This is a genomic window from Paenibacillus sp. USDA918EY (genome assembly GCF_009870825.1).
Lineage (GTDB): Bacteria > Bacillota > Bacilli > Paenibacillales > Paenibacillaceae > Paenibacillus_AQ > Paenibacillus_AQ albilobatus.
On the sequence record NZ_WTWY01000016.1, the window covers coordinates 44574 to 68106 of the forward strand.

Below are 23533 nucleotides of genomic sequence, written 5' to 3' on the forward strand. Positions count from 1 at the left end.
ATTCATAACCTTAGTAAGAAAAGGGAAAGATAAGCGAAATACAATTGTGGAGGATTATATGAAGCTTATCATTTCGTTTCTGATCAGCCTGTATTTTATCTTGGTTGATCCTACGAATCCACAAGCTGCTGCGGCACCTGTTATGCCATGCAGCCTCGTTTTGGAGCCGGTTAGCGGTAGCATAAATGAAAAGGGAGCTGCTCTGGTATACAAAGTGAAATTGACGCCAAGTTTTCCTCGGACCAGCATAAGCATTCACGCCATCCACTTGCTGAAACCTGGACATTATGGAAACTACGATACTTATGAAGGTTTTGCCTTTATCGCCAATAAGATTAGCTGGAGATTCAAACTTTATCCGACGCCTGAAGCGGACAGTCCGACGTGGGCAGGCAGGATTGATGATATAACCGCGCAATTGGAGGATAGCAAAATAGAAGTTCGTCTTTCCGACTCCAAAACAGGCACACTGGGACCAGCTGTTTTAAGTAATAACTTTCGTTTATGTAAATGAAGACTTATTCACTCGCAAAGTCTCCCCATGTTTCAGTACCTGAATGCGCTCCGCCTTCATGCCCAGCCGTACCCGTTCCGCCTCCATCCGGTCCAGCGCCTCCCGGGGCGTATCGTCGGCAAGCCGGAACGTCCCGTAATGCATCGGGATCATCTTGTCCGCCCGCACGTCCAAAAACGCCTGCAGCGCCTGCTCCGGATTGACATGCTGCGTCGCCATGAGCCATTCCGGCTCGTACGCCCCGATCGGAATCATCGCCACGTCGATGTCGAAGCGGCTTCCGATCTCCTTAAAACCGGGAAAATATCCGCTGTCCCCGGCAAAATAAAGGGCCGGCTCCTCGCCATCCCGAAACTGCGCCTGCCCGGCCGGTTCCAGCACATACCCTCCCCAATGGGAGGTATTCGTATCGAACGGGGTCCGCCGCGTCCAGTGCTGAGCGGGCACGAACGTGATTTTCGCGCCGCCGATGACCGCCTCCTCCCACCAGTTCAGCTCAATGCTGTTGGAAAAGCCTTTGCCGACCATTTTTGCGCGCAGTCCGGCGGGCACGATAACGGTCGTTTCCTCCCTGTACAGCTTTCGTATGGAGGCCAGGTGCAGATGGTCATAATGGGAATGCGAGATCAGCACAACGTCGACCGGGGGCATGTCGCCGATCGCGATTCCCGGCTCTCCGAGCCGGGGGTCCAGCCCCATCCGTTTGGCCCAGACCGGGTCGGTCACCAGGTTTAAGCCTTCGTATTGTATGAAAAACGTCGAATGCCCGATCCACGTGATCGTCGCATCCCGGCGGTTTGCATGAAGATATTCGATGTCGGGAGGCACGTTCGGCACCCGGAAGGAAAGGTCCTTTTTCTTTCCCCTGCGTTCCTTGCGCCACTGCCTGAATTCCCCCACGGAATGGTCCGTGCTGACATCGTTCATATTGTTGTAGCGAATTTTGGGCAAAATGATCTTCCTCCTTCTCTTCCAGGCCGTCTCTACCATTTTACCCTGAACAACAAGCGATCCGCCACCACTCCCCGCTGCTTCGGGATTCTTTTTCCCGCACGCTGATTTTGCGGCCTTTCCGGCGATCAAAAGGTTTTTGTTTGAGCCCGAAGTGAGGTACACTTGTTTATGAGGCAAAACGATGATAAGCCGTTATAATAAAGGAGGCCTGTTTCCCATGAAAATCAAGTTCATCGAACCTACGCCGAGTCCGAACTCCATGAAGCTTCATCTGGATGAAAGCCTGGAGCCGGGAATCCGCAAAACATATACACTCGAAAACGAAAGGTCCGCCCCTGCCTGGATCCGAGAAATGCTGCACATCGAAGGGGTAAAAAGCGTGTTCCATACGCTGGATTTCGTGGCGCTGGAGCGCAAGGGCAACGCCGATTGGTCGGCCATTCTCGGGGAGGTTCAGGAACGCTTCGGACAAGAAGGCGTGCAAAACGCCGTGCTCGAAGACGAAGCGGGAGCCGGAGAACATTTCGGCGAGGCCGAAGTGCTGGTTCAATTTTTCCGCGGGATTCCGATGCAGATTCGCGTGAAATCCGGCATGCAGGAAGAGCGTTTGGCGCTGTCCCAACGATTCACCGATGCCGTGATGGAAGTTGCCGCAACGACCATGATCAAAGAGCGCAAGTTGAAGGATTACGGCGTCCGATACGGCGAGCTGCAGGAGATTGCCAAAGAGGTCGAGCAGGAGCTTGAAGCGGCGTTCCCCGAAGAGCGCCTCAAGCAGGTTGTCGCCCAAGCGATCGCCCATGGGGCCAGCAGCGAGGAGTTCGAGGAACAGCGCCGCGAGCTCAGCGAAGAAGAGCTCCGGGAAGCGATGAACAGCGCCGACTGGCGTGTCCGGTACGCCGCGCTGGACGGCATGTCGCCGACGGAAGAGCATCTTCCGCTGATCCGCAAAGCGCTTCATGACGAAAAAATGCAAACGCGCCGCCTTGCCGTCGTATATCTTGGCGACATCCGCACGCCCGAAGCGATGGAGCTGCTGTACGAAGCGCTGAAGGACAGCTCGCCGACCGTGCGCCGCACCGCCGGAGACACGCTCTCCGACATCGGCGATCCGGCGGCGACTCCGGCCATGCAAGCGCTCCTCAAGGACAGCAGCAAAATCGTCCGCTGGCGCGCGGCGCGTTTCCTGTATGAGGTCGGCACCGAGGATGCCCGGGACGCGCTGAAGGAAGCGGTCGACGATCCGGAATTCGAAGTCAGCCTGCAGGCGCGGATGGCGCTTGAGCGGATCGAATCCGGCGAACAGGCGGCCGGCACCGTATGGCAGCAGATGGCTAAACGCGATCGCTCCTAAGCTTTTTTATAGCAGCAGGTTATTGCATTGCCATATATATCTATTGTCATGCGCTTCGCATTGCTTTACTATAGAAAAGCAATAGAATAATTACAAAGATAACCTCATTCTGCAAAGGTGAGGTAGAGGTTGCGAAAGCGATGAGTAACTGCAGGGAGGCGCAAGGAACCGCCGCAGAACTGCCGTGAAGGGCGCTTTCGCCGAAGTGTGGGGATCCGTTCCGATCGATCCGCATGCTGGGGCCGTACCCGAAAGGGGCGGAACTGTCGCGGCCAGCGGCATGACAAAATGCCGGCCGTGTTGAGCTATCTTTCATGGATGCACGGATGCGGAAGCCAGAGGACACAGATAAAGCCCGCAGGTCGTTCCATACCTGCGGGCTTTTTGAGCTTGTCAATCCCCTTCCATGATCTATAAGACCATCATACAGAAGGGATGTTTTACATTCATGAGCAGCAAACAACCTGCGAACTCCCTGAGGCAGAGCCTGAAAGCCCGCCATATGACGATGATCGCCCTCGGGGGTTCGATCGGCACCGGGCTTTTTCTCGCCAGCGGGAGCGCGATTTCTTCAGCCGGTCCCGGCGGGGCCATCTTGGCGTATGCCGCCATCGGACTTATGGTTTATTTCTTGATGACCAGCCTCGGAGAACTGGCGACCTACATGCCCGACTCCGGTTCGTTCAGTACGTACGGCAGCCGGTTCGTCAGCCCGGCTTTCGGTTTTGCGGTCGGCTGGAATTTCTGGTACAACTGGGCGGTGACGATCGCGGCCGAGCTTTCCGCCGCCACCGTCATCATTAAATATTGGTTCCCGAATTCCCCTTCGCTGCTTTGGAGCTTTTTGTTCCTGGCCCTCATGTTCGCCCTTAACGCGCTTTCGGCGAAGGGCTACGGCGAATCGGAATATTGGTTTGCGATCATCAAAGTCGCCACGGTCATCCTGTTCCTCGTTCTCGGCGTCACGATGATTTTCGGCATCTTCGGCGGCAAGCCGGTCGGCTTCTCCAACTTCAATCTGGGCGGCAGCCCGTTCCATGGCGGATTTTTCGCCTTCATCGGCGTGTTTATGGCCGCGGGCTTTTCGTTCCAGGGTACCGAGCTCATCGGGGTTGCGGCGGGAGAAAGCGAAAATCCGCGCCAAAACGTGCCGCGCGCCATCCGACAGGTGTTTTGGCGGATTCTGCTGTTTTATATTTTGGCGATCGTGGTCATCGGATTTTTGATTCCCTATACGAACCCGAACCTGCTCAAGACCGAGCTGAACAACATCGGCGTCAGTCCGTTTACGCTGGTGTTCGAAAAGGCCGGGCTTGCGTTCGCCGCCTCGGTCATGAACGCGGTCATCTTAAGCTCCGTGCTTTCGGCAGGCAACTCCGGCATGTATTCTTCGACCCGTGTGCTGTACGCCATGGCCAAGGACGGACTCGCGCCGAAAATGTTCGGCAAGCTGAGCAGCCGCGGCGTTCCTGTCAACGCGCTGATCATGACCGCCCTGGTCGGCATGCTGGCTTTCCTGGCATCGCTGTTCGGCGACGGCGTCGTCTACAACTGGCTCCTGAACGCCTCGGGCATGTGCGGTTTCATTAACTGGCTCGGCATCGCCGTATGCCATTATCGGTTCCGCCGCGCCTTTGTCGCGCAGGGCCATTCGCTCGACGAGCTGCCTTACCGCGCCAAATGGTTCCCGTTTGGCCCGATCTTCGCTTTTATTTTGTGCATCGTCGCGATCGTCGGCCAGAACACCGGGGCCTTCACCGGAGCGAAAATCGACTGGTACGGACTGCTTGTTTCCTACGTCAGCGTACCGCTGTTCATCGCCATTTGGCTCGGATACAAATGGACCAAAGGCAGCAAGCTGATTCCGCTGAAAGAATGCGACCTGACGACGCATGAGCGTCCGACGCGCTAACATCAAAATCTCCCTTCCGCGTTCTGCCGAGGCAGTCCGGAAGGGAGATTTTTTGCGTTCGTTATTTCCAAGTGACGTACACCCGCAAATCCTCGGTTTCATCCAGCTCGCTTTCCACGTATGAGATGGAATTGACGCCAAGCCGGTACAAATCCTGAAGATCATCCATCAAATTCTCGTGGCTGCCGTGGTAACGAAACAGCAGCGAATGTCCGCCCTGCTTGATGGCCGACTGCACTTTGGATCTCAACTGGGCGCTTGCGCTGACGATTTGCGAAGTGTCGTAAAGCTGATACTCCAACTCCCGTTCCAGCTTCTTATAAAAGCTGCTGCGGCCGTCGTTTTGGCCGATCAGCTTCGCAAGCGTATCCCGGTACGGCGTATTCGCGGCCGGGTAGCTTTTCGTCCAGCTGTGGTCCTTTTTCATCTGCGCATCGGTGCGGAGGTAATAGCCGATTCCGATCTCTCCCTCCTTGTCCGGCGCCGGATCGTCCCAAGTCGTATCGAGATGGTACCATTTGCCGTCCAGCAGGACGAGATTCCATGCATGCAGCTGACTTACCCCCGTATTCCGCGGCGTAGCCGTTCCCTCCACGATCCGGTTCGTCAAGCCGGCCTCCCTCAGCATTTTATAGGTTAGGAGAGAGTAACCCTGGCACACGGTGCTGCCTGAGCTTAGGCCGTCATAAGCCGTGTATTTCTGCAGCGTTTCGTCATATTTCAAGTGAAGCACGATCCAGTCGTGGATGGCTTTGACTTTTTCATGGTCGTTCATGCCCGGCTTGATGATCTGGTTCAAGATGCTCCGGACCTGCCGGGAGACGTAAGCCGTCTGCGCGGCGGTTTCCCGGTAACTCAGCTGGACGCTCACGTTCGCCGACTTCGAAGTTCCGCTGTACGAATAGCCGTAGCTCTCGATGGTGTAGTTCATGTACGGGTCGCTTTCAAGCGCCCGCTCAAGCGCATTTTTCAGCTGCTCCTTCAGTTGGTTCGTCTTCCCTTGATAAACAAATTGGACTTGGCCGAGCCGTTGATTCATGGCGCGAAGCAGCGTATTTTGAAGCTCCTGGTCGGTTTTGACCACGCTTGCGCCGGATGTCGAGGAAGCATACACCATTTCCCAATCGATACAAGGGGGTATCACCGCTGCGACGAGCGTGCCGGTCAGCAATATTTTAGCCGCCGATCCGCGCTTCCATCTCATACAGTCCCCTCCCTTCTCTACAATAGGCATGTTTGTTCGGGCAACAAAGGGCCGTTTTTAGCCCTCCGAAATGACTCTATTCCTGCATCCAAACATATATGACTGAGGATTTGGCGGTCCTTGCGTTATGAAGACATTCGATAGTTATCCTTTCCGGACAACCGACGCTTCCACAAAAGGCCTTGCGCATTCGGCGATCCGTTCCGCATTCCCCGCGGCAAGCGCATCTTTCGGCAGCAGCGAGCTTCCGATCCCTACCGCGTTGGCCCCTGCCTCATAATATTCGGCGATATTCCCTAGCGACACCCCGCCCGTGGCAATCAACGGGATTTGGTCCAGCGGAGCCCGGATTTCGCGCAAATACCCCGGCCCCAGGCTGGCCATCGGGAACAGCTTGACGGCCTCGGCCCCGGCCTGAAAGGCGGATACGATTTCGGTCGGAGTCATCGCCCCCGGCCATACGTCGACCCCCTGCTCGAGCGCATACGCAATCACGTTCAGGTCCACGTTCGGGGAGATCAGAAACTCGGCTCCGGCCGCCACCGCTTCCTTGGCCATCTTTACGTTCAACACGGTCCCTGCCCCGACGTAAGCCCTGCCGTTATATAACGAGCGCCAATCCTGAATGATGTCCAGCGCCTCTTCCGTATTCATCGTCACTTCCATCAGCTTTACGCCTCCGGCAGCAAGCCCCGCTCCCGCAATGCGGGCTTCGCCGCGCGTAATCCCTCTCACGATAGCCACCAGGCGCGACGTTAAAAGCTCATTAATCAGTTTCATGTTCACAAAGCCTCCTATCCTCTTCTCTAGTAAACATAATTCGCATGCCGGGAGCCGTTTCCCTTCCGCGGAAGACGAAAATTCATAAGATGCGGCCGGACGTAAAATCGCAACATTTTTCGGCGTTTTTATACGGAAATATTCGGCAAGTTTCGGTATAATAGAAACATTGGGGTTTTGTGGAGCCTCCGGTTATGTTGTCTATCAAGTTTGATCCATATTGATGAATGGAGCGAATGTCCGTGACTTACGTGGATACTTCCAATATATCGGCCGAAGTGTTCGTGACCGTGCTGCTGTTTTTGATCGTTATCGCGCCTCTCTTCAGCTTGGCGATTCTCCGGTTTTTTCAAGGCAAGAAAAAAGCCGGGTTGCTGCTGATCGTTGCCGGCGTGGCGGCTTACCTGGTGTTCCAGGTCGTCATGAAGCTGTTTTTCGATTAGCGCATAATTTACTTAAGATTATGGATGTTTACAGGGTCTGCCTGAAAGCGCATAATTTCCGTAATCCGAAAAAAGGGGATCTCCCGGGTTGAACGACCAGGGGTCCTCTTTTTTTCATTCAGGCAGCCCCCGGCTTCGGCTGCAGCAAAAAGACCCTCCCCCCGCAGGAACTTCTGCGGAAGAAGGGTCTGATGCTTTGCCTCGTTGAATGTTATGCCTGCCCGTTCAATGCTTTTTCGAACTGCAGCTTGTTCATGCCGAGAATGCGGTGCTCGCCGATCACGGTCACAGGGACGGCGCGCATGCCCATATCCCATACCTGCTGGGCGAATTCATCGCTTTGCTCGATGTTGCGTTCTTCGTATTCCACGCCTTTTTCCGCCAAATAGCTTTTCACCTGACGGCAGTGCGGGCAATTGGTGCTGGTATATACGATTGCTTTTTCCATGGAACTGTCACCTCGTTGTTAAAACTGGATATAAAATCGATCACGTGCTGAATATTTCAAGCCATTAAAGAACGGCGGTGTGATGCTCCAGGCTTTCGATGTATTTCTCGCAATCCATCGCCGCCATGCATCCGCTGCCGGCTGCCGTGATCGCTTGTCTGTAGCGGGTGTCCTGAACGTCGCCGCAGGCGAATACGCCCGGAATGTTCGTTTCGGAAGTTCCCGGCTGGACCACGATATATCCGTTGGCATCGGTCGTGATTTGTCCGCCAAGGAAACCCGTGTTCGGATGGTGGCCGATCGCGACGAATACGCCGCTTGCTTCGATCAATTCCTCTTCTCCGGTTTCGTTGTTGCGCACTTTCAAACCTTTGACGCCGCGTTCATCGGCTACGACTTCAAGCGGCGTACGGTTCAGCGCCCATTCCACTTTCTCGTTGCTGCGCACGCGGTCCTGCATGATTTTCGAGCCGCGCAGCTCGTTGCGGCGGTGCACCAGCGTCACTTTCGATGCGAAACGGGTCAGGAAACCTGCTTCCTCCAGCGCCGAGTCCCCGCCGCCGACAACGACGATTTCCTTGCCGCGGAAAAAGAATCCGTCGCAGGTTGCGCATGTGCTGACGCCGCGTCCAACGTTTTCCTGTTCGCCGGGAATGCCCAAATACTTGGCCGTGGCGCCGGTGGAAATGATCAGCGTTTCGGTCTCGATCTTGCCGATGCCTTCCACGTCAAGCTTGAACGGACGGCCGCCCAGCTCCACGCTGTTGACCCAGCCGGTGCGGAATTCCGCGCCGAAACGTTCAGCCTGCTTGCGCATGTTATCCATCAGTTCGGGTCCCATGATGCCTTCGGGAAAACCCGGGAAGTTCTCGACTTCGGTCGTCGTCGTCAGCTGGCCGCCAGGTTGCGGTCCTTCGATAATAAGCGGGTTGAGGTTGGCGCGCGCCAAATAGATGGCTGCGGTCAAGCCCGCAGGTCCTGTACCGATAATTACGGATTTATACATAAAGTTTCCCTCCAAGCTTGCAGTGCCCGGAAAGTAGTCCGCTTGGAAGCGGAACGTTACCAGGATCACTTGTATTGAATTAATTAAAATAATTATTATTTGATAATTATTATCATATAAAAGGACACGAATGTCAATAGAACTAGTATACATGGCTTCCGAACGATTGTTAACCTTTATTTAAAGGAAAAACTCCCGGGCTGGCGGCCCGGGAGCTCATCTTTCGAGTTATTTCGGCGTTTATCTCAACAAGCGCAGCGCGTTCAAAATGACCAGGATCGTGCTTCCTTCATGCCCTACTACGCCGAGCGGGAGCGCAATGCCCGTCACGAAGTTGCCGGCCATCAGCAGGACGATGACGGAAATCGCGAATACCATGTTTTGCTTGACGATCCGGCGCGCGCGGCGGGCCAGCTTGATCGTTCCGGCAATCTCCTCGATGTTGTCGTTCATCAGCACGACGTCGGCAACCTCCAGCGCCGTGCCGCTGCCGCTCATGCCCATGCCCATGCCGACCGTAGCGGTGGCCAGCGCCGGCGCGTCGTTCACGCCGTCGCCGACCATGACGACATGGCCGTATTCCTCGCGCAGCTGCTTCACATACTTCACTTTTTCTTCCGGGAGCAGGTCGGAATAAATCAGATCGACTCCGATCTGACGTCCGATCACTTGCGCCGTTTCGCTGCGGTCGCCGGTCAGCATCGCGACCTTCACGCCGATCGACTGCAGCTTGCGCACCGCGGCCGCCGCTTGGGGACGCACCACGTCCTGCAAAGCGACAAGTCCTGCCACCCTGTCTCCGTCCATAATAGCCGATACGGTTTTGCCTTCGCCGCCCAGCATGCTCCGCTGCCCTTTCCAGCGGTCGGCTTCGGCGCGGTCGTTCAAACGGTCCAGCACGTCGGTTTTGCCGATTCGCCAGGTTTTGCCCGCAACGACGCCTTCCATCCCCCAGCCCGTGACCGACGTGACCGACTCCGCCGGCAGCAGCTTCACGCCTTCAATTTCGGCTTTGCGCACGATCGCTTTGGCGAGCGGATGCTCCGACAGCTGTTCAACCGATGCGATGACGGCAAGCAGGTCCAAGCGGTCGTAACCTTCCGCCGCGATCAAATCCGTCACCTGCGGTTCGCCGGCCGTCAGCGTGCCGGTCTTATCAAACGCGACGACGGAGGTAAGCGCCATGTTTTCCATGTGGGCGCCGCCTTTAAACAGGATGCCGCGGCGTGCCCGGTTGGAGATGGCCGACAGCAAAGCCGGCATGATCGAAGCGACAAGCGCGCAAGGCGAAGCGACGACGAGGAAAACCATGGCTTTATAGAATGACATGCCGAAACTCCAGCCCAAGACGAATGGCGCCGCAAAAATGATGACAAGCGTGACGGCCACGACGATGCGGGCGTAAATGCCCTCAAAGCGCTGCATGAACCGCTCCGACTGCGGAATCTCGTTTTCCGCTTCTTCCACCAGGCGGATGATTTTCGCAAAAACGGTCGCATCCGATGTTTGCGTCACTTCGATATACAGCACGCCTTCCCCGTTCAACGTGCCGGCGAACACTTCGTCCCCTTCCGCCTTGTCAACGGGGACCGACTCCCCCGTAATAGAGGATTGGTTCACGGCTGAACGGCCGTTTTGAATGACGCCGTCCGAGGGAATGAGCTCTCCGGGTTTGACGAGAATCAGGTCCTTCACCTTCAGCTCGTCGATCGAAACCAGCGCCATGCCGCCGTTTTCGACCCGAAGCGCCATCTCCGGTTTGAGCGCCATCAAGGAGGAAATATCTTTCCGGCTGCGTTCCATCGTGTAGCTTTCCAGTGCTCCGCTTAAGGCGAAAATAAAGATCAGCATCGCGCCTTCGTTCCAGTAACCGATGCTGGCCGCTCCCAACGCCGCCGCCACCATCAGCAGGTTCACGTCAAGCTCGCGCTCCTTGATCAGCGTCTCCACGCCTTCTTTCGCTTTCAGCCAGCCCCCGGCCGCGTAAGACAATATATACAAAAGAACCGAAATTCCAGCCGACACGTGGCCTAACGCCCACCCGCCGATCATAAGCACGCCGCTGAGTATGGCGGCTTGCATTTCTTTGTTTCCCAGCATGCCCCGGATATCGATGCGTCCTCTGCGATGCGGATTCGGCGCTTTGGCGCCGCCGGATGCAGGAAGCTCTTTCATGGCTTTTGCGGCGATTTTTTGCACATTTTCCATCGTACTCACCTTCCCATTGAGAATGAAAAGCATTATTACTGCCCTTAAAACGGCACATGCTGCTCCAGACCAGCCGGAGCAGCATGTTTTCATGAAGGACGGGAGTCGTCCCATTGAGAATGATAATCATTTTTGCACTACTGCAATTGTTTTTCCTAAATGCAACTTCATGCTTGCATTATATGCCGGGCCGGCGGAAAAGTAAACAACATTTTATGCTTATTTGGTCTCCTCGAATAAACGCAAAAAAACCTGCATGTAGAGAATGCGTTAAAGCATCCCCTGCATGCAGGTTTTTATCCAATTACCCTTTAAGCCGGATCGAGCTTTGACCCTTTTCCGCTCTTTCCAAAAGTTCGCGCTGCGCCGCTGCCAAGCGGAAAGCGGGAATATATTCCGCCGCAACGCTGATTTCCGCAAACCCCGCCCGGCATAACGCCGGCAAGTCGGCCGTATTCCGCAAGCCCGCCGCGCGCAGCGGGAACCGGGGTCTTATTTTCCGTATCGATTCCGACAGGGAACATAACTGCTCCGCAACGGTTTCCGGCCAAGCCGTCTCAAGGTGGCTGAATCCGCCGCAGTCGAGCACAATCAGGTCCGCGCTTCTGGCCAGACCGGCCGCAGCGTCGTTGTCGATATCCGCCTTCACCAGCGCCCCAATGCTGAAAGTTACCGCCCGGCGCTGGTGGCATAACGTCTCTTCGGCCACGCGTTCGATTAAGTCATGACCTTGATTCCATCCTTCGGGGTCAGCCGAACGGGGAACGAGAAATTCTATCCGATGCTCGATTCCCTGCCGGTGGCAGGCAAGCGCGGCCCTGAATAAAGCCTCCAGCTGAATGTCCCGCAAATCGGACAGCGCTTCCGCTTCTCTCGGATGTCCTTTCATAATATCGATTTCGGAAATCAAAGCGACGCTTAACGTTTTTCCGTCCAAATGATGCAGAACCGTTTCCATGTACCCTTTCCACCGGTACAACAAACGCTCCCTCCAAGCGATGCTCGGCTGCCGCTGGCCGCTCAGGCCCGCGTATTGCATGATCCATTCTTCGTAAATTTCCTTCAAATGCCCGCTCGCAAGCCATTCGTCCTCCCGCAGCAGGGTCATCCCCGCAATGCCGGGGAGCGCTTCGGCCCGTTCCAGCGGATACGTCAAATCTTCGGCAAAAATGCGCATGCTGCGCGCATCGTCGCACCATCCAAGCAAAAGCTCCGGTGCGCCAAGATCGTTGTGATCACCCGAAAAAGGTTCGGCTTCGCGCAAAATGCTTCCGATCGAATACGGATCGGCCGCGTAGATCGCCTCCTCTTTCGTCATGGATTCGATTTTGACCAGTTCCACAAGCGACGCGATTTCCGGCAAAGAGCTCGCTCTCGCCTGCCCTTCTTCCTTCAAGGATACGCCGGAACGCTTACGATCGACGGGATAAATCGCTTCCATAAAAGAAGACATCGAGCAGGAGCCGCTTTGGCAGCAGTTATTCTGACACCGATCACTCTTCATTTTTGGCTGTCCACCCTCTTTTCCCGGATAAATGAGAGCCCGTATGCAGCGGACCCTACCTTACACCATATTATCGGGTGGCGCGAAATATACGGCATTTGGGCAGGCGTTCTGTCGTTTTTTCACTTGACATCGGGGTTGGATGTTAAGTATGCTTTACGTAAAGTAAACTTTACATTCAGATGGGCGGGAATCGATTGAAGACGCGGATTCGGGAAAAAAGGACAGCACGGAACATGACACAGGAGGAACTCGCCGCCCGCCTGAACGTATCCAGGCAAACGGTCATTTCGTTAGAGAACAACAAGTATAAGCCTTCTCTGGTGCTGGCCCATAAGCTGGCTCAAATTTTCGGGTGCAGGATGGAGGATCTATTCATTTTCGAAGGAGATGAAAATATTGACTGATCAGCTTCAAAACGCGATGATCGGATGCGCCGGACTTCTGGCGGGAGTGGCAGCATCTCTGATTCTGCAGCTGATATATCGGCGGCACGGAATGAAAAAGCGGTTGTTTGACGAACGTCAACAATTGATTACGAATCAAGCCAAAGCGGCGGGCTGGAACGTCACCACCTTCTTATTGATCGTCGCCTGGGCGCTGATTATTGTTTTTGACGGCATTTCAATCCCCTTTTTTTTGATGACCGGCGTCTTTGTCCTGCATAATGTCTTTTATCTTTTTTCCAGCATGTACCATACCAGCCGCAACGGATGACAGGGTTCGAGACCAACCGGCCCAAAATGGCCCAACAAGAAAACCGCTCGAAATCGAGCGGTTTTCTCCTGAACCTCTATATCTTATGATTGCTGACTGGCGGCGATAGCCTGCTCCAGATCATATAAAATGTCGTCGATTGCTTCGGTGCCGATGGACAAGCGCAGCATTTCCGGATTGACGCCGGCCGCGATTTGCTCCTCTTCGGACAGCTGCTGGTGCGTCGTGCTTGCCGGATGGATGATCAGCGACTTGGAATCGCCCACATTGGCTAGATGGGAGAACAGCTTGACGTTTTCGATGACCTTGCGTCCGGCTTCTTTGCCGCCCTTGATCCCAAACGTCAAAATCGCGCCCTGCCCTTTCGGCAGGTATTTTTTCGCCAGTTCGTACGAAGGATGGCTCGGAAGGCCGGCATAGCTCACCCATTCCACCGCATCGTTGCTTTCCAGGAACTGCGCCACTTTAAGAGCATTTTGGCTGTGGCGCTCCATGCGCAGATGAAGCGTCTCAAGCCCCTGCAGCAGCATCCACGAGTTAAACGGCGAAATCGTCGCGCCCATGTCGCGGAGAAGCTGTACGCGCGCTTTGATGATAAACGCCAGCGGTCCGACGGCTTCCGTATAAACGACGCCATGGTAGCTCGGGTCCGGCTCGGTCAGGCCCGGGAATTTGCCACTGCCCGCCCAGTCGAATTTGCCGCCGTCCACGATGATGCCGCCGATGGACGTGCCGTGGCCGCCGATGAATTTCGTCGCCGAGTGCACGACCACATCCGCGCCGTGCTCGATCGGACGAAGCAAGTACGGGCTAGGGAAGGTGTTGTCGATAATGAGCGGGATGCCGTTTTCGTGGGCGATGTTCGCTACCGCCTCAATGTCCAGCACGTCGCCTTTCGGATTGCCGATCGATTCCGCATAAAGCGCTTTGGTTTTGTCCGTGATCGCCGCGCGGAAGTTTTCCGGGTTGCTCGCATCGACGAAATGCACCTTGATGCCGAGCTTCGCAAGCGTGGTCGAAAACAGGTTATACGTGCCGCCGTACAGCGTGGAGGAAGATACAATCTCGTCTCCCGCGCCGGCGATATTCAATACGGAAAAGGTGATGGCCGCCTGTCCCGAAGAGGTCGCAAGGGCGCCCACGCCGCCTTCCAGCGCGGCCACGCGCTGCTCGAACACGTCGGTCGTCGGGTTCATCAGACGGGTGTAAATATTGCCGAATTCCTTCAAAGCGAACAAATTGGCCGCATGCTCGCTGTCGCGAAAGCCGTAGGATGTCGTTTGATACAGCGGCACGGCACGGGATAGCGTCGTCGGATCAATTTGCTGACCCGCATGCACTGCCAAGGTTTCGAAAGATAATGGACGTTCGTTGGACATGGTAAAATCCTCCCTTTTCTCGCGTGGCTCAATCGCAAAGTGTCAATTTTTTGTTATATTTTCTCATACTCCCCCACGTTTGAAAAGGTAAAAAATGATAATTCCTATTAAATTAATGAGAATTATTCAATTAACCGATGCCGAGCAGATCGGAAACCAGCGACAACGCCAGCAGTCCGGCCATGACAGCCCCCGTCCACATCGCGCGGCCCAAAAGGGAAGGCCTTGAATTCCCGCTCTTTGCGGCTTTCCTGACGCGTGAACGCAGCGACAAATAATACATCGCCGATCCGACAGCGATCAGCGCGATTTCCAGCGCCATGCTGATCCCCGGCGAGCGCCATACCCCGAATCCCATCAGCGGCAGATTTCCGAGATTTCCCGGCAAAACGGGGAGATCGGCGCGGTGTACCAGCAAATCAAGCAGCCAGTGGCTGAATACGAGAGAGCCCATGACAACCGCGCTCCGCTTCCCCCACCAATTCCAGGCCGCTAACCCCGCAAGCAAAGCAATGATCAAGGCACCGACCAGAGAATGCGTGTAATCCGCGTGGATCACCGAGCCGCCGTACCCTCCCTCTCCGACCGGCACCATGGTTTCGACGCCTGAAAGCAGCAGCGGCACAAAAAGAATATCCAGCAGCTGCGTGCCCGCCATCAACGCCCACAGCGGCGTCTCGGGGTGTTTGGCTTTAACGGCGGCAGCGAGTCCGAAATGTCCTGCAAACATCTTATTCAGCCTCCTTCCGCAAAGCTCCGGGAATCCGGGAATCGAGCCAACCGCAAACGACCGTAAACAAAATGACCATGACGAGAAAACTCATCTGAACATCCTCCCATCCGAATCAGCGATCCGGTTCATTTTTTTGCAAGAGACCCCTCAGCAGCGCTTCAAACGCTTCGTCAAAAGTATCCTCAAGCCGCTCCATCAGCTCATCCGCCGTCTCTTCCGAATATTGGTACGTTCCGACGATGCCGCGAAGCATGTAAAAATAAATGCGGGAACACGCCAGCAGCCGTTCGCTTCCTTCCCCATAACCGGTATGGTTCCGAACAGCCTGCATGAGCTGGGCGAACAACCCGTTTCGGATGCGGTTGATCTCCATATCCGGCGAGGTTTCGTCCACCCGGACCGACTTCACTTCAAAAAAGACCCTGTACATGTTCCGGTTTTCAAGGCAAAAACGGATGACCAGCCGGCTCAGCCGCGTTAGCGCCTGCTCCGGTTTTTCCTTCTCCAGCACCTCACCGATTTTTTGCCGCAATTCGAGCAAGGGCGGCATGGACAGTTGATGCAGCAGCGCCTCCTTATCTTCAAAATAAATATAAATCGCCGTATGGGAACAGCCTGCCTCCTTGGCAATTTCACGCATGGTTACGGCGTCATAACCTCTCTCGGCGAACAACCGGCCTGCAGCGGCCAGAATGTCGCGCTTGGTGTCCTCTGAACGTACCTGTTTTTTTCTGGGCATCTAGGGTTATCGTTCCTTCCGTCCAATGTTTGAAAAATAAAGTAACCAACGGTTATTTATCTCTGTATCCTAAATATAACCATTGGTTATTTAATTGTCAACAACTTTTTTTATCCTGAAATTACCAAACAATTTCATAAAAAAAACAGCCGCAAAATGCGGCCGCCATAAAAAAAGAACCCTGAGAATATTGAGAGAGTTGCCGATATGGAATTACGCAAATATGAAATATTTTGCATAACTCTATCGTTTGATTAGTAAAGGCTTATTTTAAATAAGCTTACCTTTCAATAGTGCAAAAAAAATCATAGCGCTTCTCCCTCGCCCTTGTCAAGTGCACCCCTCCGCCAAAGGATCGCCGCCTAGAAATATCTCCCTGCAAACGCAACGAATCCGCCCCGTTCCCGTATACAGATATATTGACGTCCGGCGATGAGACGACTACGATGACAACTGGATCAAAGCCGGACCGAAAACGTATGAAACTATAATTCCGTTATATGCAGGAGGGTGATGAGCTTGCATTCTTCATCCAAAGAATTGGCAGACCGCTATTGTGAACTTATGGACAGACTACCTCGCCTCATCGACTATACGGGAATTGTCCGGCAGATGAAGCTAAGCACCACCGAAGCATTTATTCTTCAATATCTGCAAAATAACGGCAGTCAGCGCGGCACGGATATCGTAAAAGTGACGGGCCTTACGACCAGCGCGATTACGCAAATTTGCGACAAGCTGGTTCATGAGGAGCTGATCGAACGCAATCGCTCCGAAACCGATCGGCGATACGTGAACATTACGATAACGGACAAGGGAACCCAGGTGCTGAGGCTGCTGTCGGACCTGAGCGCCGAACGGATCGTTGAAACGGTGGAAAACTTCACGAACGAAGAAACAAGCGATCTGCTGGATACGATCCGCCAATTGGGCGAACTGATCGAATACCAGCGGGGTCGCCGCAAGTAGCTCCGGCAAAGCCCTTCATTCGGGAAGAAACAACCGGGCCGGAACTTCCGGAAGCTTAGCGCCTGCTGCAAACCAGAATGCAAACAAAAAAAGGAACACCATTGGTTGCGGGCGGACATGCCCGGCCAATGGTGCTTTTGGGTTTTACAGGATCCGGCTGCCGAACAGGGAACCGATCAGCTCGACGGCCAGCTTCGAGGTCTGGTTGTTGCGGTCCAGCAGCGGATTGACCTCCACGAAGTCGGCCGAAGTGATCCGCCCCGATTCGCTGAGCAGCTCGAGCAGCAGATGGGCTTCGCGGTAGCTGAGCCCGCCGCGGACCGGCGTTCCCGTTCCCGGCGCCTCGATCGGGTCGACGCTGTCGACATCGAAGCTGAGATGCACGCCGTCGGTCCCCGCTCCGGCGATTTGCAGCGCTTCGTGAACGACTTTCTCGATGCCGACCCGATCGATTTCGTGCATCGTAAAACAGGTCAGGCCGCAGGAACGGATAAGCTCCTTCTCGTCCCGGTCCAAATCGCGGGCACCGATGATGACGCAGTTTTCCGCTTGGATCGAGGCGGCCCCTTCGACGATGTCCTTCAGCTTGATATGGGACAGGCCCAGCCCTACCGCTAGCGAAATGCCGTGCATGTTCCCCGACGGGCTGGTCGACTCCGTGTTCAAATCGGAATGCGCATCGACCCAAATGACGCCCATCTTGCCGTAATGGCGCGTTAATCCTGCCAGGGAGCCGATGGCAATGCTGTGGTCGCCGCCCAAAATGAGCGGGACGCGGCCGCCGGCCACCGCTTTGGAGACGGCTTCGCCAAGCAGGCCGCTAACGGCCAAAACCTCCTGGACATGCTTCATTTTGGCTCCTGCGGGGGACCGGATGCCGTCCGGCAAGCGGATGGATGAATCCGCCTGTACATCGTAACCAAGGCCGGCCAATTTTTTGGCCAGGCCGAATTTCATGATGCTGTCCGGGCCGTTTTCGCTGCCGGGCCGGCCTGCGCCGAGTCCGAACGGAACCCGGATGATCGAAATGGATGGTTGAGACATGTTGGTTCAAGCCCTCCCTTGATTGGCAAATACCTCCTCGATCCGGCTTAGCGCGAAGTCCAGCTCTTCTTCCGCAATAACCAGCGGCGGCGCCAGCCGGATGGTCGTCTCATGCGTTTCCTTGCACAGCACCCCGATCCGCGCCAGTGCTTCGCAATACGGCCTTGCCGGCACCGACAGCTGTATCCCGATCAGCAGGCCGCGGCCGCGGACCGAAACGATATCGGGATGCGGGATCGATGTAAGCTTTTTCATAAACAGGCGCCCCAGCGCCTCCGAGCGCTCCGCCAATCTCTCCTCCTCCAGCACGTCCAGCGCCGCAAGCGCCACCGCACAGGCCAGCGGATTTCCCCCAAAGGTCGAACCATGCGAGCCCGGCTCGAACACATCCATGATGTTCTCGTCAGCGGCTACCGCGGAAATCGGCATCACGCCGCCTCCGAGCGCTTTGCCTAAAACGTAAACGTCGGGCACCACGTTCTCCCAGTCGCAGGCGAAGGTTTTGCCCGTTCGCCCGAACCCTGTCTGGATCTCGTCGGCGATGAAAAGGACGTTTTCCCGGCGGCAAAGCGCATGCGCCTCGGCCAAAAAACGCTCCGGCGGTATGATGATTCCCGCTTCGCCCTGCACCGGTTCGACAAGAAACGCGGCGGTATCCGGCGTGATCGCAGCCCGGAGCGCCTCCAGGTCGCCGTAGGGAATGCTTTTGAACCCCGGCGTAAACGGGCCGAAATCCTCCTTATACGCCGCTTCCGTCGAAAAGGACGTCACGGTGATCGTCCGGCCGTGAAAGTTGCCGTCGCAGACGATGATTTCCGCGCGGTTTTCCTGCACTCCCTTCACCCGATACGCCCAGCGCCGCGCCAGTTTCAACGCCGTTTCCACCGCCTCCGCCCCGGTGTTCATCGCGAGGATTTTGCCTTTTCCGGTGAATTTCGCCAGCCTTCGCGCGAACCTCGCCAGCGCATCGCTGTGAAACGCCCTTGAGGTCAACGTTACTTTGTCCGCCTGTTCTTTGAGCGCCTGTATGATTTTGGGGTGGCGGTGGCCATGGTTCAGCGCGGAATACGCGCTCAGCATATCCAGATAACGGCGGCCCGCCGCATCCCAGACCCAGACCCCCTCCGCCTTTTCGATCACGACCGGCAGCGGAAGGTAGTTGCTTGCGCTGTATCTGTCCATCATTTGCAGTACCTGCTGCGTGGTTGCCATAGCTGCACATCCCATCATCTGATAATCTTTTCGCCTTGCTTACGTTCCTATCTTATTGGCGGAAAGCTCATTTCATGATTCGTGAATTTCGGCACGTACATTATCCGCGAAACTAACATGACCTTGTTGGACCCATGGCTTGGAAGCCGATTCAGGTGCTTTGCGGGGATCCCGGGAAATAATCGATTGTAGACAGAAAAAAAAACACCGCCCTCCCCTGCTTGCCGCAGGTAAAGGATCGGTGCTTTCAAATGACGGATATTCCGTTAGGCAACGGAATATTATTTTTTGGATTCGAGCGTTTCCAGGTACTCGGAAATCTCGGCCGGCGTTTTGGCGTATTTGCTGTGCAGGTGAGCCAGCTTTTCGCCGTTTTTGTACACGAGAAGGCTCGGAATGCCTCGCACTTCGTTTTGGCTTGTAATCTCTTCGAACTGCTCCACGTCCATGGCGTAAAACTCTTTGTCCGCGTGCTTCGCCATGATGCCAGGCAGAAATTTGTCAAGCGTCTTGCAATCCGGGCACCAATTCGCATCATATTTAATGACCGTCAGCTTGTCACGGCTGATCAATTCTTCGTACTGCTGCTGCGTTTGAATTCGTTCCATCTTCTGTATCCCCTTTACCCAGCGTCTTTAAGGCTTCATCCGAGAAGCTCCCGTCCGGGACTGTCAATGAGTTTCGTCACAGTCCGAACCGTTCTCTTATTTTAGCCTTTTATGTCCGGGTTTGCAAAAGGGCTACATCGAATGCATGTCGTGACCGGGGGACGGCCTCTCCCAACCGGAAGGGCTATGCCCAAGCCAGGCTGCCACGCACAATACGACGACCGGGAGCACGATATAGATCATCCAGAAGGAGGTCCGCACCGGCGCGGCCGAAAATGAATCTTTGGCCGCTTTTACCGCCTTGACGGCGGCGGCAGGCTGTTCCTCGCGATGCTTTCGGTCATGGATGAGATAAACGACCAGCGCCGTAACGGCAATGTACATCGCATCCATGATAAACAGCATGGCATCCCACTGTTTGATGGGGATCATTTCCCCCAGCATCGCCCCGTGAACCCCGCCCATGATGCCTCCGCCGATTCCCTCTATAATCGCAAGCAGCCCGAGCGGCCTGCCGACCATATACCCGATCAGAAAACAAAAGAGGATCGATATCCCCGTCGACATCACCAAATTTTGCGCAAACAACATGCCGAGAATGACCCCGATCGTCAAATTCGACATCAGTCCGGTCGTCATCGCCACGACGGTGCCCGTCATATTCGCCAACAGGTGGCGGTTTGCCTGAACGTACATGATGCATAACACCGTATAAATGAAGACGATCAGCATGCTCATATTTAAAAGCATACGCATGGCTCCTTTCGCCCTGATGCACAGCGGAGGCCTCCAATTAGCCCGTTTGTACAAGGCAGCCGCAGCTGTACTCCCCGCTCGTTCCGCTTTTAAGAAGCTTATTCCGCGGCCGTTATCTTTATGCTGATAACCCGTCGAAGCGCAAAAAGGAAATTCGGGCGACGAACCATGAAACGTACTTGCTTATTTCCCGATCCCGGCAACGGCGGAAGGCAAAAAAGGCCGCGGCTCAAGGCCGCCGCCCATGCATTCGCCAATACTGGCGTTTTCCTTCCTCGCGAACCGTCACGCCCAATTTGGAAAGCTCCAGGCGCAACTCCTCCGCCTCCTCTTTTTCTTCCTTGCCGATCGCTTTTTCCCGTGCCGCAAAAAGCGCGTTTATGCTTGACGAGAGGTCCGGGCATCCGGGCACCCACCTCGTGTATTCGTGATTGAACGGGTCTTGCTCCCGCCAATCGTATCCATGCCGGATAAACGCCTCGGCCAGCTTCTGCCGCTTCGTATCCGGCTTTTCCCGGTACAGCACCTGGCCGTCCGCCCCCAACAGAACCAGCTGTTTGTTGTCCAAAAAAACGGCGGTCACTTCGTCGCGCTTCAAGGTTCGCTCATGATCGCGGATACGCAGGCTGACTTCTTGATCGGAGAGGCGAATCTGCAGCGTTTCCCTCATGGCCGCCATCGAAAGCCATCCTCCGGCAAGAGCGCCAAGCGAGGCTGTCGCAAACGTCACCCAGCCTCCGTGAAGGGAAGAGATCAATTTAAGCGGGCCCTCAAAAGGGATCCACGGCAATTTTAACGCCCATTCGGCAAGCGGCGGAATAAACCACCCGACGGCTGTCCCGGCAACCGGAAATAGAGTCCAGATGATCCATTTATCCGCCTTGGTTACCCCAAGCTCCGTCCATTCCATACGGTTATTCAAATGACATTTCCCCCTTTGCGGAACGTACCGTTTACCGCTTCTTTCCAAATGTTTTCATAGTCCAGTTTAATTCCCATCATCATATAGCTCGTCATATTATCGATCGCGAGTGCGAGCAAATAGGCCCGGGACTCAACATGTTCCTGTTCGATTAAACCGAGCTTCGCCCCGTGCAGCAGCAGCTTCCGGAATCCTTCCAAAAAATCGCGCTGCATCCCGATGACGCGTTCGCCGTAATGAGCTCCGTGCCCGGCAGTAAGCATGAATTCGTGGAGCAGCCGCAAGACCGGGTAAAAGCTGCCTTCATCCTCCGGAAACATGCGAAGCCCGCCTTGGAAAAGCTTTTCCGCGAAGTTTTGTTCGTTAAAATCAGAGACGGAAAAATAAAAGTCAAACCGATAATCGCTGAATAAATAGTCAAAAACCTTTTCAACCAGCTCGTCTTTCGATGCAAAATGATAATAGATCGACGGCTTTGTGATGCCGACTTCAGCCGCAATCATGGCCAGGCTTGTTTTTTCGATGCCGTGATGCGCGAACAATCCGACGGCCGCCTCAATCAGCTGCTTCGAGGTCAGTTCCCTTTTTTTCATGATGCATCTCCCCTCCCCCCTTTTTTTAACTACCGTTAGGTAAATTTTATGCGGAAAAGGGATCCGCGTCAATCATTCCGTCTGCAGAAAAACGAAAACGATCGCCTTCGAAAAACACTATCCCCCGCAAGCGAAAAAACTTGGGCGTTTAAGGCTGACATGTTCGTGAATGCCGCACCTTCGCCGAATGTCGGGAACTAACTCACCATTTTAAGCAAAAATGGAGAAGCTCCGGATCATCCGCAGCTCCTCGATGCACGCCCGTTACGGGTAAAGCTTCTCCCCGTTTTCCAGCATGCGAATAAATTCCTCCACCTTCCTTCGGCGGGTTTCGGGTTTCTTCGCGTTGTGGATGCGGAACGCAATCGCATACTTGTTTTGCCTGTTTAACGTGTCGTAAAACGCCTTGGCCTGCGGGTGTTCGGCAAAAGCGGCTTCCAGCTCCTCCGGCACCTCGCTGCGGCTCTGCGGCTTGTAAGCCGTATCCCATCGCCCGTTCGCCTTGGCCGTTTCGATCGCCTGAAGCCCGGCCGGCTTCATCCGGCCTTCCTGCATCAGCCTTTCCGCCTTCTCCCGGTTCACCTGCGACCAGATGCTGTCTTTCCCTCTCGGCCCAAAGCGCTGAACCCAGCTTTGCGCATCCAGCGCCTCCTTCCGGCTGTCGATCCATCCGTAGCAGAGCGCGCTGTCGAGCGCTTCGGCGTAGCTGACGGTAGCAAGTCCCGCATTTTTTTTGGCGATCTGCAGCCTGACTCCCCGGGACTGAAGATGATTTTCATCAAGCCAAGCTTCCCATTCCTGCTGGTTTGCGCACAGCAGCAGCGGCCATTCCGCTTGTCCCTCCGATGCAGCCATTCGACATGCTCCTTTCTTTGCCCCATGGATTGCTGCGGCCGGGCATCGGAGCCCGGCTCGCAGCATGTTCATTTTACCGGCGCTTCAAGCTCATTTTTGGAAAACGATGCTGTAAAACGCCTCGGTCCACGGCCGCGTGTCCAGCACTTTAAAGCCGGTTTCTTCCAATATGCGCGCCATATCGGTCGATGAAACCCGATGGGCTTGCGGCGGCCCGCTTCCGGTATCGACAGCCTCCCATTCGATGCACAGCGCCCGTCCACCCGGCTTGAGCACCCGTCTGATTTCCCGAAGCCCTTGGTCAAGCGGCTCCACTTCATGCAGCACCATCGAACAGATGACGGCATCGACCTTCTGGTCATCCAGCGGGATTTGCTCGGCTTCGCCCTGAACGATTTCAATGTTGCCGTCAAATTCGCTTTCTTCCAGGCGGCTCAGCAAATAGTCCAGCATTTCGGACTGCGCGTCCAGCGCATAGACCGTGCCGCTCGTTTTTTCCGCCGCAGGAAACGTGAAGTAACCGGCGCCGGCGCCGACGTCCAAAATATCCTCGCTGCCTTTCAGCTCAAGCAGGGCAAGAAGCTGTTCAGGGGGCAGCTTTTTGCGTCGTTCGGGGTTGTCCAACCGGGAAATCAGCGTCGGGTCAAATCGTTTCTCATGCATGGTTTTTCCTCCTTGT

26 protein-coding genes and 1 riboswitch are annotated in these 23533 nt (G+C 55.2%); of the genes, 8 read left to right on the forward strand and 18 right to left on the reverse strand.

From position 1 onward, the window contains the following. The first annotated feature begins 58 nt into the window (after positions 1-58). Positions 59-514: a hypothetical protein gene (locus GQY55_RS24365; RefSeq protein ID WP_160044519.1), complete on the forward strand. Its 456-nt coding sequence runs from the start codon at positions 59-61 to the stop codon at positions 512-514. Here the strand turns inward: GQY55_RS24365 and GQY55_RS24370 are convergent. Continuing rightward, entirely contained in the window at positions 503-1465 is a 963-nt protein-coding gene (locus GQY55_RS24370) for an MBL fold metallo-hydrolase (RefSeq protein WP_160044520.1), read from the reverse strand. The genes GQY55_RS24365 and GQY55_RS24370 overlap by 12 nt on opposite strands. 220 nt (positions 1466-1685) lie before the next feature. Here GQY55_RS24370 and GQY55_RS24375 point away from each other — a divergent pair, with 220 nt between their 5' ends. Together GQY55_RS24375 and GQY55_RS24380 are read left to right on the forward strand one after the other, a co-directional pair. Beyond that, the gene (locus tag GQY55_RS24375) at positions 1686-2822 is read left to right on the forward strand and encodes a virulence factor (RefSeq protein WP_160044521.1); all 1137 of its coding nucleotides are present in this window, start codon (positions 1686-1688) and stop codon (positions 2820-2822) included. Positions 2823-2937: 115 nt separating this feature from the next. Continuing rightward, positions 2938-3138: riboswitch (Lysine riboswitch) on the forward strand. A gap of 132 nt (positions 3139-3270) precedes the next feature. After that, on the forward strand, positions 3271-4734 hold the full coding sequence (locus tag GQY55_RS24380; RefSeq protein ID WP_160044522.1) for an amino acid permease: 1464 nt from the start codon (positions 3271-3273) through the stop codon (positions 4732-4734). Between the two features lie 61 nt (positions 4735-4795). Here GQY55_RS24380 and GQY55_RS24385 read toward each other — a convergent pair whose 3' ends face one another. Further along, complete coding sequence (locus GQY55_RS24385) at positions 4796-5938, reverse strand: transglutaminase domain-containing protein (RefSeq protein WP_160044523.1); 1143 nt, start codon at positions 5936-5938, stop codon at positions 4796-4798. Between the two features lie 144 nt (positions 5939-6082). Further along, positions 6083-6718, reverse strand: coding sequence for a bifunctional 4-hydroxy-2-oxoglutarate aldolase/2-dehydro-3-deoxy-phosphogluconate aldolase (locus tag GQY55_RS24390; RefSeq protein WP_160044524.1), 636 nt, complete (start codon positions 6716-6718; stop codon positions 6083-6085). 227 nt (positions 6719-6945) lie between these two features. Here GQY55_RS24390 and GQY55_RS24395 point away from each other — a divergent pair, with 227 nt between their 5' ends. After that, positions 6946-7161 carry a hypothetical protein gene (locus GQY55_RS24395; protein WP_442953645.1) on the forward strand — a complete coding sequence of 72 codons (216 nt, stop codon included), beginning with the start codon at positions 6946-6948 and terminating at the stop codon, positions 7159-7161. 211 nt (positions 7162-7372) lie between these two features. On the opposite strand, the gene GQY55_RS24400 is transcribed toward GQY55_RS24395, so the two are convergent. From GQY55_RS24400 to GQY55_RS24410, 3 genes are all read right to left on the reverse strand, one after another. Further along, positions 7373-7609 (reverse strand): glutaredoxin family protein, encoded by a 237-nt coding sequence (locus tag GQY55_RS24400; RefSeq protein WP_036712815.1) that lies wholly within the window; start codon positions 7607-7609, stop codon positions 7373-7375. Between the two features lie 64 nt (positions 7610-7673). After that, positions 7674-8615 carry a thioredoxin-disulfide reductase gene (gene trxB, locus GQY55_RS24405; protein ID WP_160044526.1) on the reverse strand — a complete coding sequence of 314 codons (942 nt, stop codon included), beginning with the start codon at positions 8613-8615 and terminating at the stop codon, positions 7674-7676. A 240-nt stretch (positions 8616-8855) separates the two neighbouring features. Beyond that, positions 8856-10823, reverse strand: a complete 1968-nt coding sequence (locus GQY55_RS24410; protein ID WP_236575834.1) for a heavy metal translocating P-type ATPase — start codon at positions 10821-10823, stop codon at positions 8856-8858. Between GQY55_RS24410 and GQY55_RS31095 the strand changes: the two genes are divergently transcribed. After that, on the forward strand, positions 10789-11028 hold the full coding sequence (locus GQY55_RS31095) for a hypothetical protein (protein WP_201452227.1): 240 nt from the start codon (positions 10789-10791) through the stop codon (positions 11026-11028). The genes GQY55_RS24410 and GQY55_RS31095 overlap by 35 nt on opposite strands. A gap of 99 nt (positions 11029-11127) precedes the next feature. On the opposite strand, the gene GQY55_RS24415 is transcribed toward GQY55_RS31095, so the two are convergent. Then, entirely contained in the window at positions 11128-12264 is a 1137-nt protein-coding gene (locus tag GQY55_RS24415; protein WP_236575835.1) for a hypothetical protein, read from the reverse strand. A gap of 260 nt (positions 12265-12524) precedes the next feature. Here GQY55_RS24415 and GQY55_RS24420 point away from each other — a divergent pair, with 260 nt between their 5' ends. Both GQY55_RS24420 and GQY55_RS24425 read left to right on the forward strand, forming a co-directional pair. Next, positions 12525-12734: a helix-turn-helix transcriptional regulator gene (locus GQY55_RS24420; protein WP_160044529.1), complete on the forward strand. Its 210-nt coding sequence runs from the start codon at positions 12525-12527 to the stop codon at positions 12732-12734. Then, the gene (locus GQY55_RS24425) at positions 12727-13044 is read left to right on the forward strand and encodes a DUF2178 domain-containing protein (protein WP_160044530.1); all 318 of its coding nucleotides are present in this window, start codon (positions 12727-12729) and stop codon (positions 13042-13044) included. Before GQY55_RS24420 ends, GQY55_RS24425 begins: the two co-directional genes overlap by 8 nt. Before the next feature lie 83 nt (positions 13045-13127). On the opposite strand, the gene GQY55_RS24430 is transcribed toward GQY55_RS24425, so the two are convergent. From GQY55_RS24430 to GQY55_RS24440, 3 genes are all read right to left on the reverse strand, one after another. Continuing rightward, entirely contained in the window at positions 13128-14423 is a 1296-nt protein-coding gene (locus GQY55_RS24430) for a homocysteine synthase (protein WP_160044531.1), read from the reverse strand. A 130-nt stretch (positions 14424-14553) separates the two neighbouring features. Next, positions 14554-15153, reverse strand: coding sequence for a permease (locus GQY55_RS24435; protein WP_160044532.1), 600 nt, complete (start codon positions 15151-15153; stop codon positions 14554-14556). A gap of 115 nt (positions 15154-15268) precedes the next feature. Continuing rightward, a complete protein-coding gene (locus GQY55_RS24440) occupies positions 15269-15895 on the reverse strand; it encodes a TetR/AcrR family transcriptional regulator (RefSeq protein ID WP_160044533.1) in 627 nt (208 codons plus the stop codon). Between the two features lie 519 nt (positions 15896-16414). Here GQY55_RS24440 and GQY55_RS24445 point away from each other — a divergent pair. Next, positions 16415-16864 carry a MarR family winged helix-turn-helix transcriptional regulator gene (locus GQY55_RS24445; protein WP_160044534.1) on the forward strand — a complete coding sequence of 150 codons (450 nt, stop codon included), beginning with the start codon at positions 16415-16417 and terminating at the stop codon, positions 16862-16864. 144 nt (positions 16865-17008) lie between these two features. Here the strand turns inward: GQY55_RS24445 and rocF are convergent, their stop codons facing one another. The 8 genes from rocF to GQY55_RS24485 form a co-directional block, all read right to left on the reverse strand. Further along, the gene (gene rocF / locus GQY55_RS24450) at positions 17009-17908 is read right to left on the reverse strand and encodes an arginase (protein ID WP_160044535.1); all 900 of its coding nucleotides are present in this window, start codon (positions 17906-17908) and stop codon (positions 17009-17011) included. Between the two features lie 6 nt (positions 17909-17914). After that, positions 17915-19120: an ornithine--oxo-acid transaminase gene (locus tag GQY55_RS24455; RefSeq protein WP_160044536.1), complete on the reverse strand. Its 1206-nt coding sequence runs from the start codon at positions 19118-19120 to the stop codon at positions 17915-17917. Positions 19121-19401: 281 nt separating this feature from the next. Beyond that, entirely contained in the window at positions 19402-19728 is a 327-nt protein-coding gene (locus GQY55_RS24460; protein ID WP_160044537.1) for a thioredoxin family protein, read from the reverse strand. Between the two features lie 132 nt (positions 19729-19860). Beyond that, on the reverse strand, positions 19861-20478 hold the full coding sequence (locus GQY55_RS24465) for a hypothetical protein (protein ID WP_160044538.1): 618 nt from the start codon (positions 20476-20478) through the stop codon (positions 19861-19863). Positions 20479-20713: 235 nt separating this feature from the next. Beyond that, complete coding sequence (locus GQY55_RS24470) at positions 20714-21406, reverse strand: YqeB family protein (protein ID WP_160044539.1); 693 nt, start codon at positions 21404-21406, stop codon at positions 20714-20716. Further along, positions 21403-21999: a TetR/AcrR family transcriptional regulator gene (locus GQY55_RS24475; RefSeq protein WP_160044540.1), complete on the reverse strand. Its 597-nt coding sequence runs from the start codon at positions 21997-21999 to the stop codon at positions 21403-21405. Before GQY55_RS24475 ends, GQY55_RS24470 begins: the two co-directional genes overlap by 4 nt. Before the next feature lie 264 nt (positions 22000-22263). Continuing rightward, complete coding sequence (locus GQY55_RS24480; protein ID WP_160044541.1) at positions 22264-22854, reverse strand: YdeI/OmpD-associated family protein; 591 nt, start codon at positions 22852-22854, stop codon at positions 22264-22266. 90 nt (positions 22855-22944) lie between these two features. Beyond that, positions 22945-23517 carry a class I SAM-dependent methyltransferase gene (locus tag GQY55_RS24485; RefSeq protein WP_160044542.1) on the reverse strand — a complete coding sequence of 191 codons (573 nt, stop codon included), beginning with the start codon at positions 23515-23517 and terminating at the stop codon, positions 22945-22947. Positions 23518-23533 lie beyond the last annotated feature (16 nt).

Excerpts from the sequence above, each read along its gene's own strand:
- trxB (WP_160044526.1), bottom strand. The coding sequence starts at position 8,615 with ATGTATAAATCCGTAATTATCGGTACAGGACCTGCGGGCTTGACCGCA.
- GQY55_RS24475 (WP_160044540.1), bottom strand. The coding sequence starts at position 21,999 with ATGAAAAAAAGGGAACTGACCTCGAAGCAGCTGATTGAGGCGGCCGTC.
- GQY55_RS24440 (WP_160044533.1), bottom strand. The coding sequence starts at position 15,895 with ATGCCCAGAAAAAAACAGGTACGTTCAGAGGACACCAAGCGCGACATT.
- GQY55_RS24415 (WP_236575835.1), bottom strand. The coding sequence starts at position 12,264 with ATGGAAGCGATTTATCCCGTCGATCGTAAGCGTTCCGGCGTATCCTTG.
- rocF (WP_160044535.1), bottom strand. The coding sequence starts at position 17,908 with ATGTCTCAACCATCCATTTCGATCATCCGGGTTCCGTTCGGACTCGGC.
- GQY55_RS24480 (WP_160044541.1), bottom strand. The coding sequence starts at position 22,854 with ATGGCTGCATCGGAGGGACAAGCGGAATGGCCGCTGCTGCTGTGCGCA.
- GQY55_RS24375 (WP_160044521.1), top strand. The coding sequence starts at position 1,686 with ATGAAAATCAAGTTCATCGAACCTACGCCGAGTCCGAACTCCATGAAG.
- GQY55_RS24390 (WP_160044524.1), bottom strand. The coding sequence starts at position 6,718 with ATGAAACTGATTAATGAGCTTTTAACGTCGCGCCTGGTGGCTATCGTG.
- GQY55_RS24460 (WP_160044537.1), bottom strand. The coding sequence starts at position 19,728 with ATGGAACGAATTCAAACGCAGCAGCAGTACGAAGAATTGATCAGCCGT.
- GQY55_RS24395 (WP_442953645.1), top strand. The coding sequence starts at position 6,946 with ATGGAGCGAATGTCCGTGACTTACGTGGATACTTCCAATATATCGGCC.
- GQY55_RS24430 (WP_160044531.1), bottom strand. The coding sequence starts at position 14,423 with ATGTCCAACGAACGTCCATTATCTTTCGAAACCTTGGCAGTGCATGCG.
- GQY55_RS24465 (WP_160044538.1), bottom strand. The coding sequence starts at position 20,478 with ATGCTTTTAAATATGAGCATGCTGATCGTCTTCATTTATACGGTGTTA.
- GQY55_RS31095 (WP_201452227.1), top strand. The coding sequence starts at position 10,789 with ATGGCTTTTGCGGCGATTTTTTGCACATTTTCCATCGTACTCACCTTC.
- GQY55_RS24385 (WP_160044523.1), bottom strand. The coding sequence starts at position 5,938 with ATGAGATGGAAGCGCGGATCGGCGGCTAAAATATTGCTGACCGGCACG.
- GQY55_RS24435 (WP_160044532.1), bottom strand. The coding sequence starts at position 15,153 with ATGTTTGCAGGACATTTCGGACTCGCTGCCGCCGTTAAAGCCAAACAC.
- GQY55_RS24485 (WP_160044542.1), bottom strand. The coding sequence starts at position 23,517 with ATGCATGAGAAACGATTTGACCCGACGCTGATTTCCCGGTTGGACAAC.
- GQY55_RS24365 (WP_160044519.1), top strand. The coding sequence starts at position 59 with ATGAAGCTTATCATTTCGTTTCTGATCAGCCTGTATTTTATCTTGGTT.
- GQY55_RS24380 (WP_160044522.1), top strand. The coding sequence starts at position 3,271 with ATGAGCAGCAAACAACCTGCGAACTCCCTGAGGCAGAGCCTGAAAGCC.
- GQY55_RS24410 (WP_236575834.1), bottom strand. The coding sequence starts at position 10,823 with ATGGAAAATGTGCAAAAAATCGCCGCAAAAGCCATGAAAGAGCTTCCT.
- GQY55_RS24455 (WP_160044536.1), bottom strand. The coding sequence starts at position 19,120 with ATGGCAACCACGCAGCAGGTACTGCAAATGATGGACAGATACAGCGCA.
- GQY55_RS24400 (WP_036712815.1), bottom strand. The coding sequence starts at position 7,609 with ATGGAAAAAGCAATCGTATATACCAGCACCAATTGCCCGCACTGCCGT.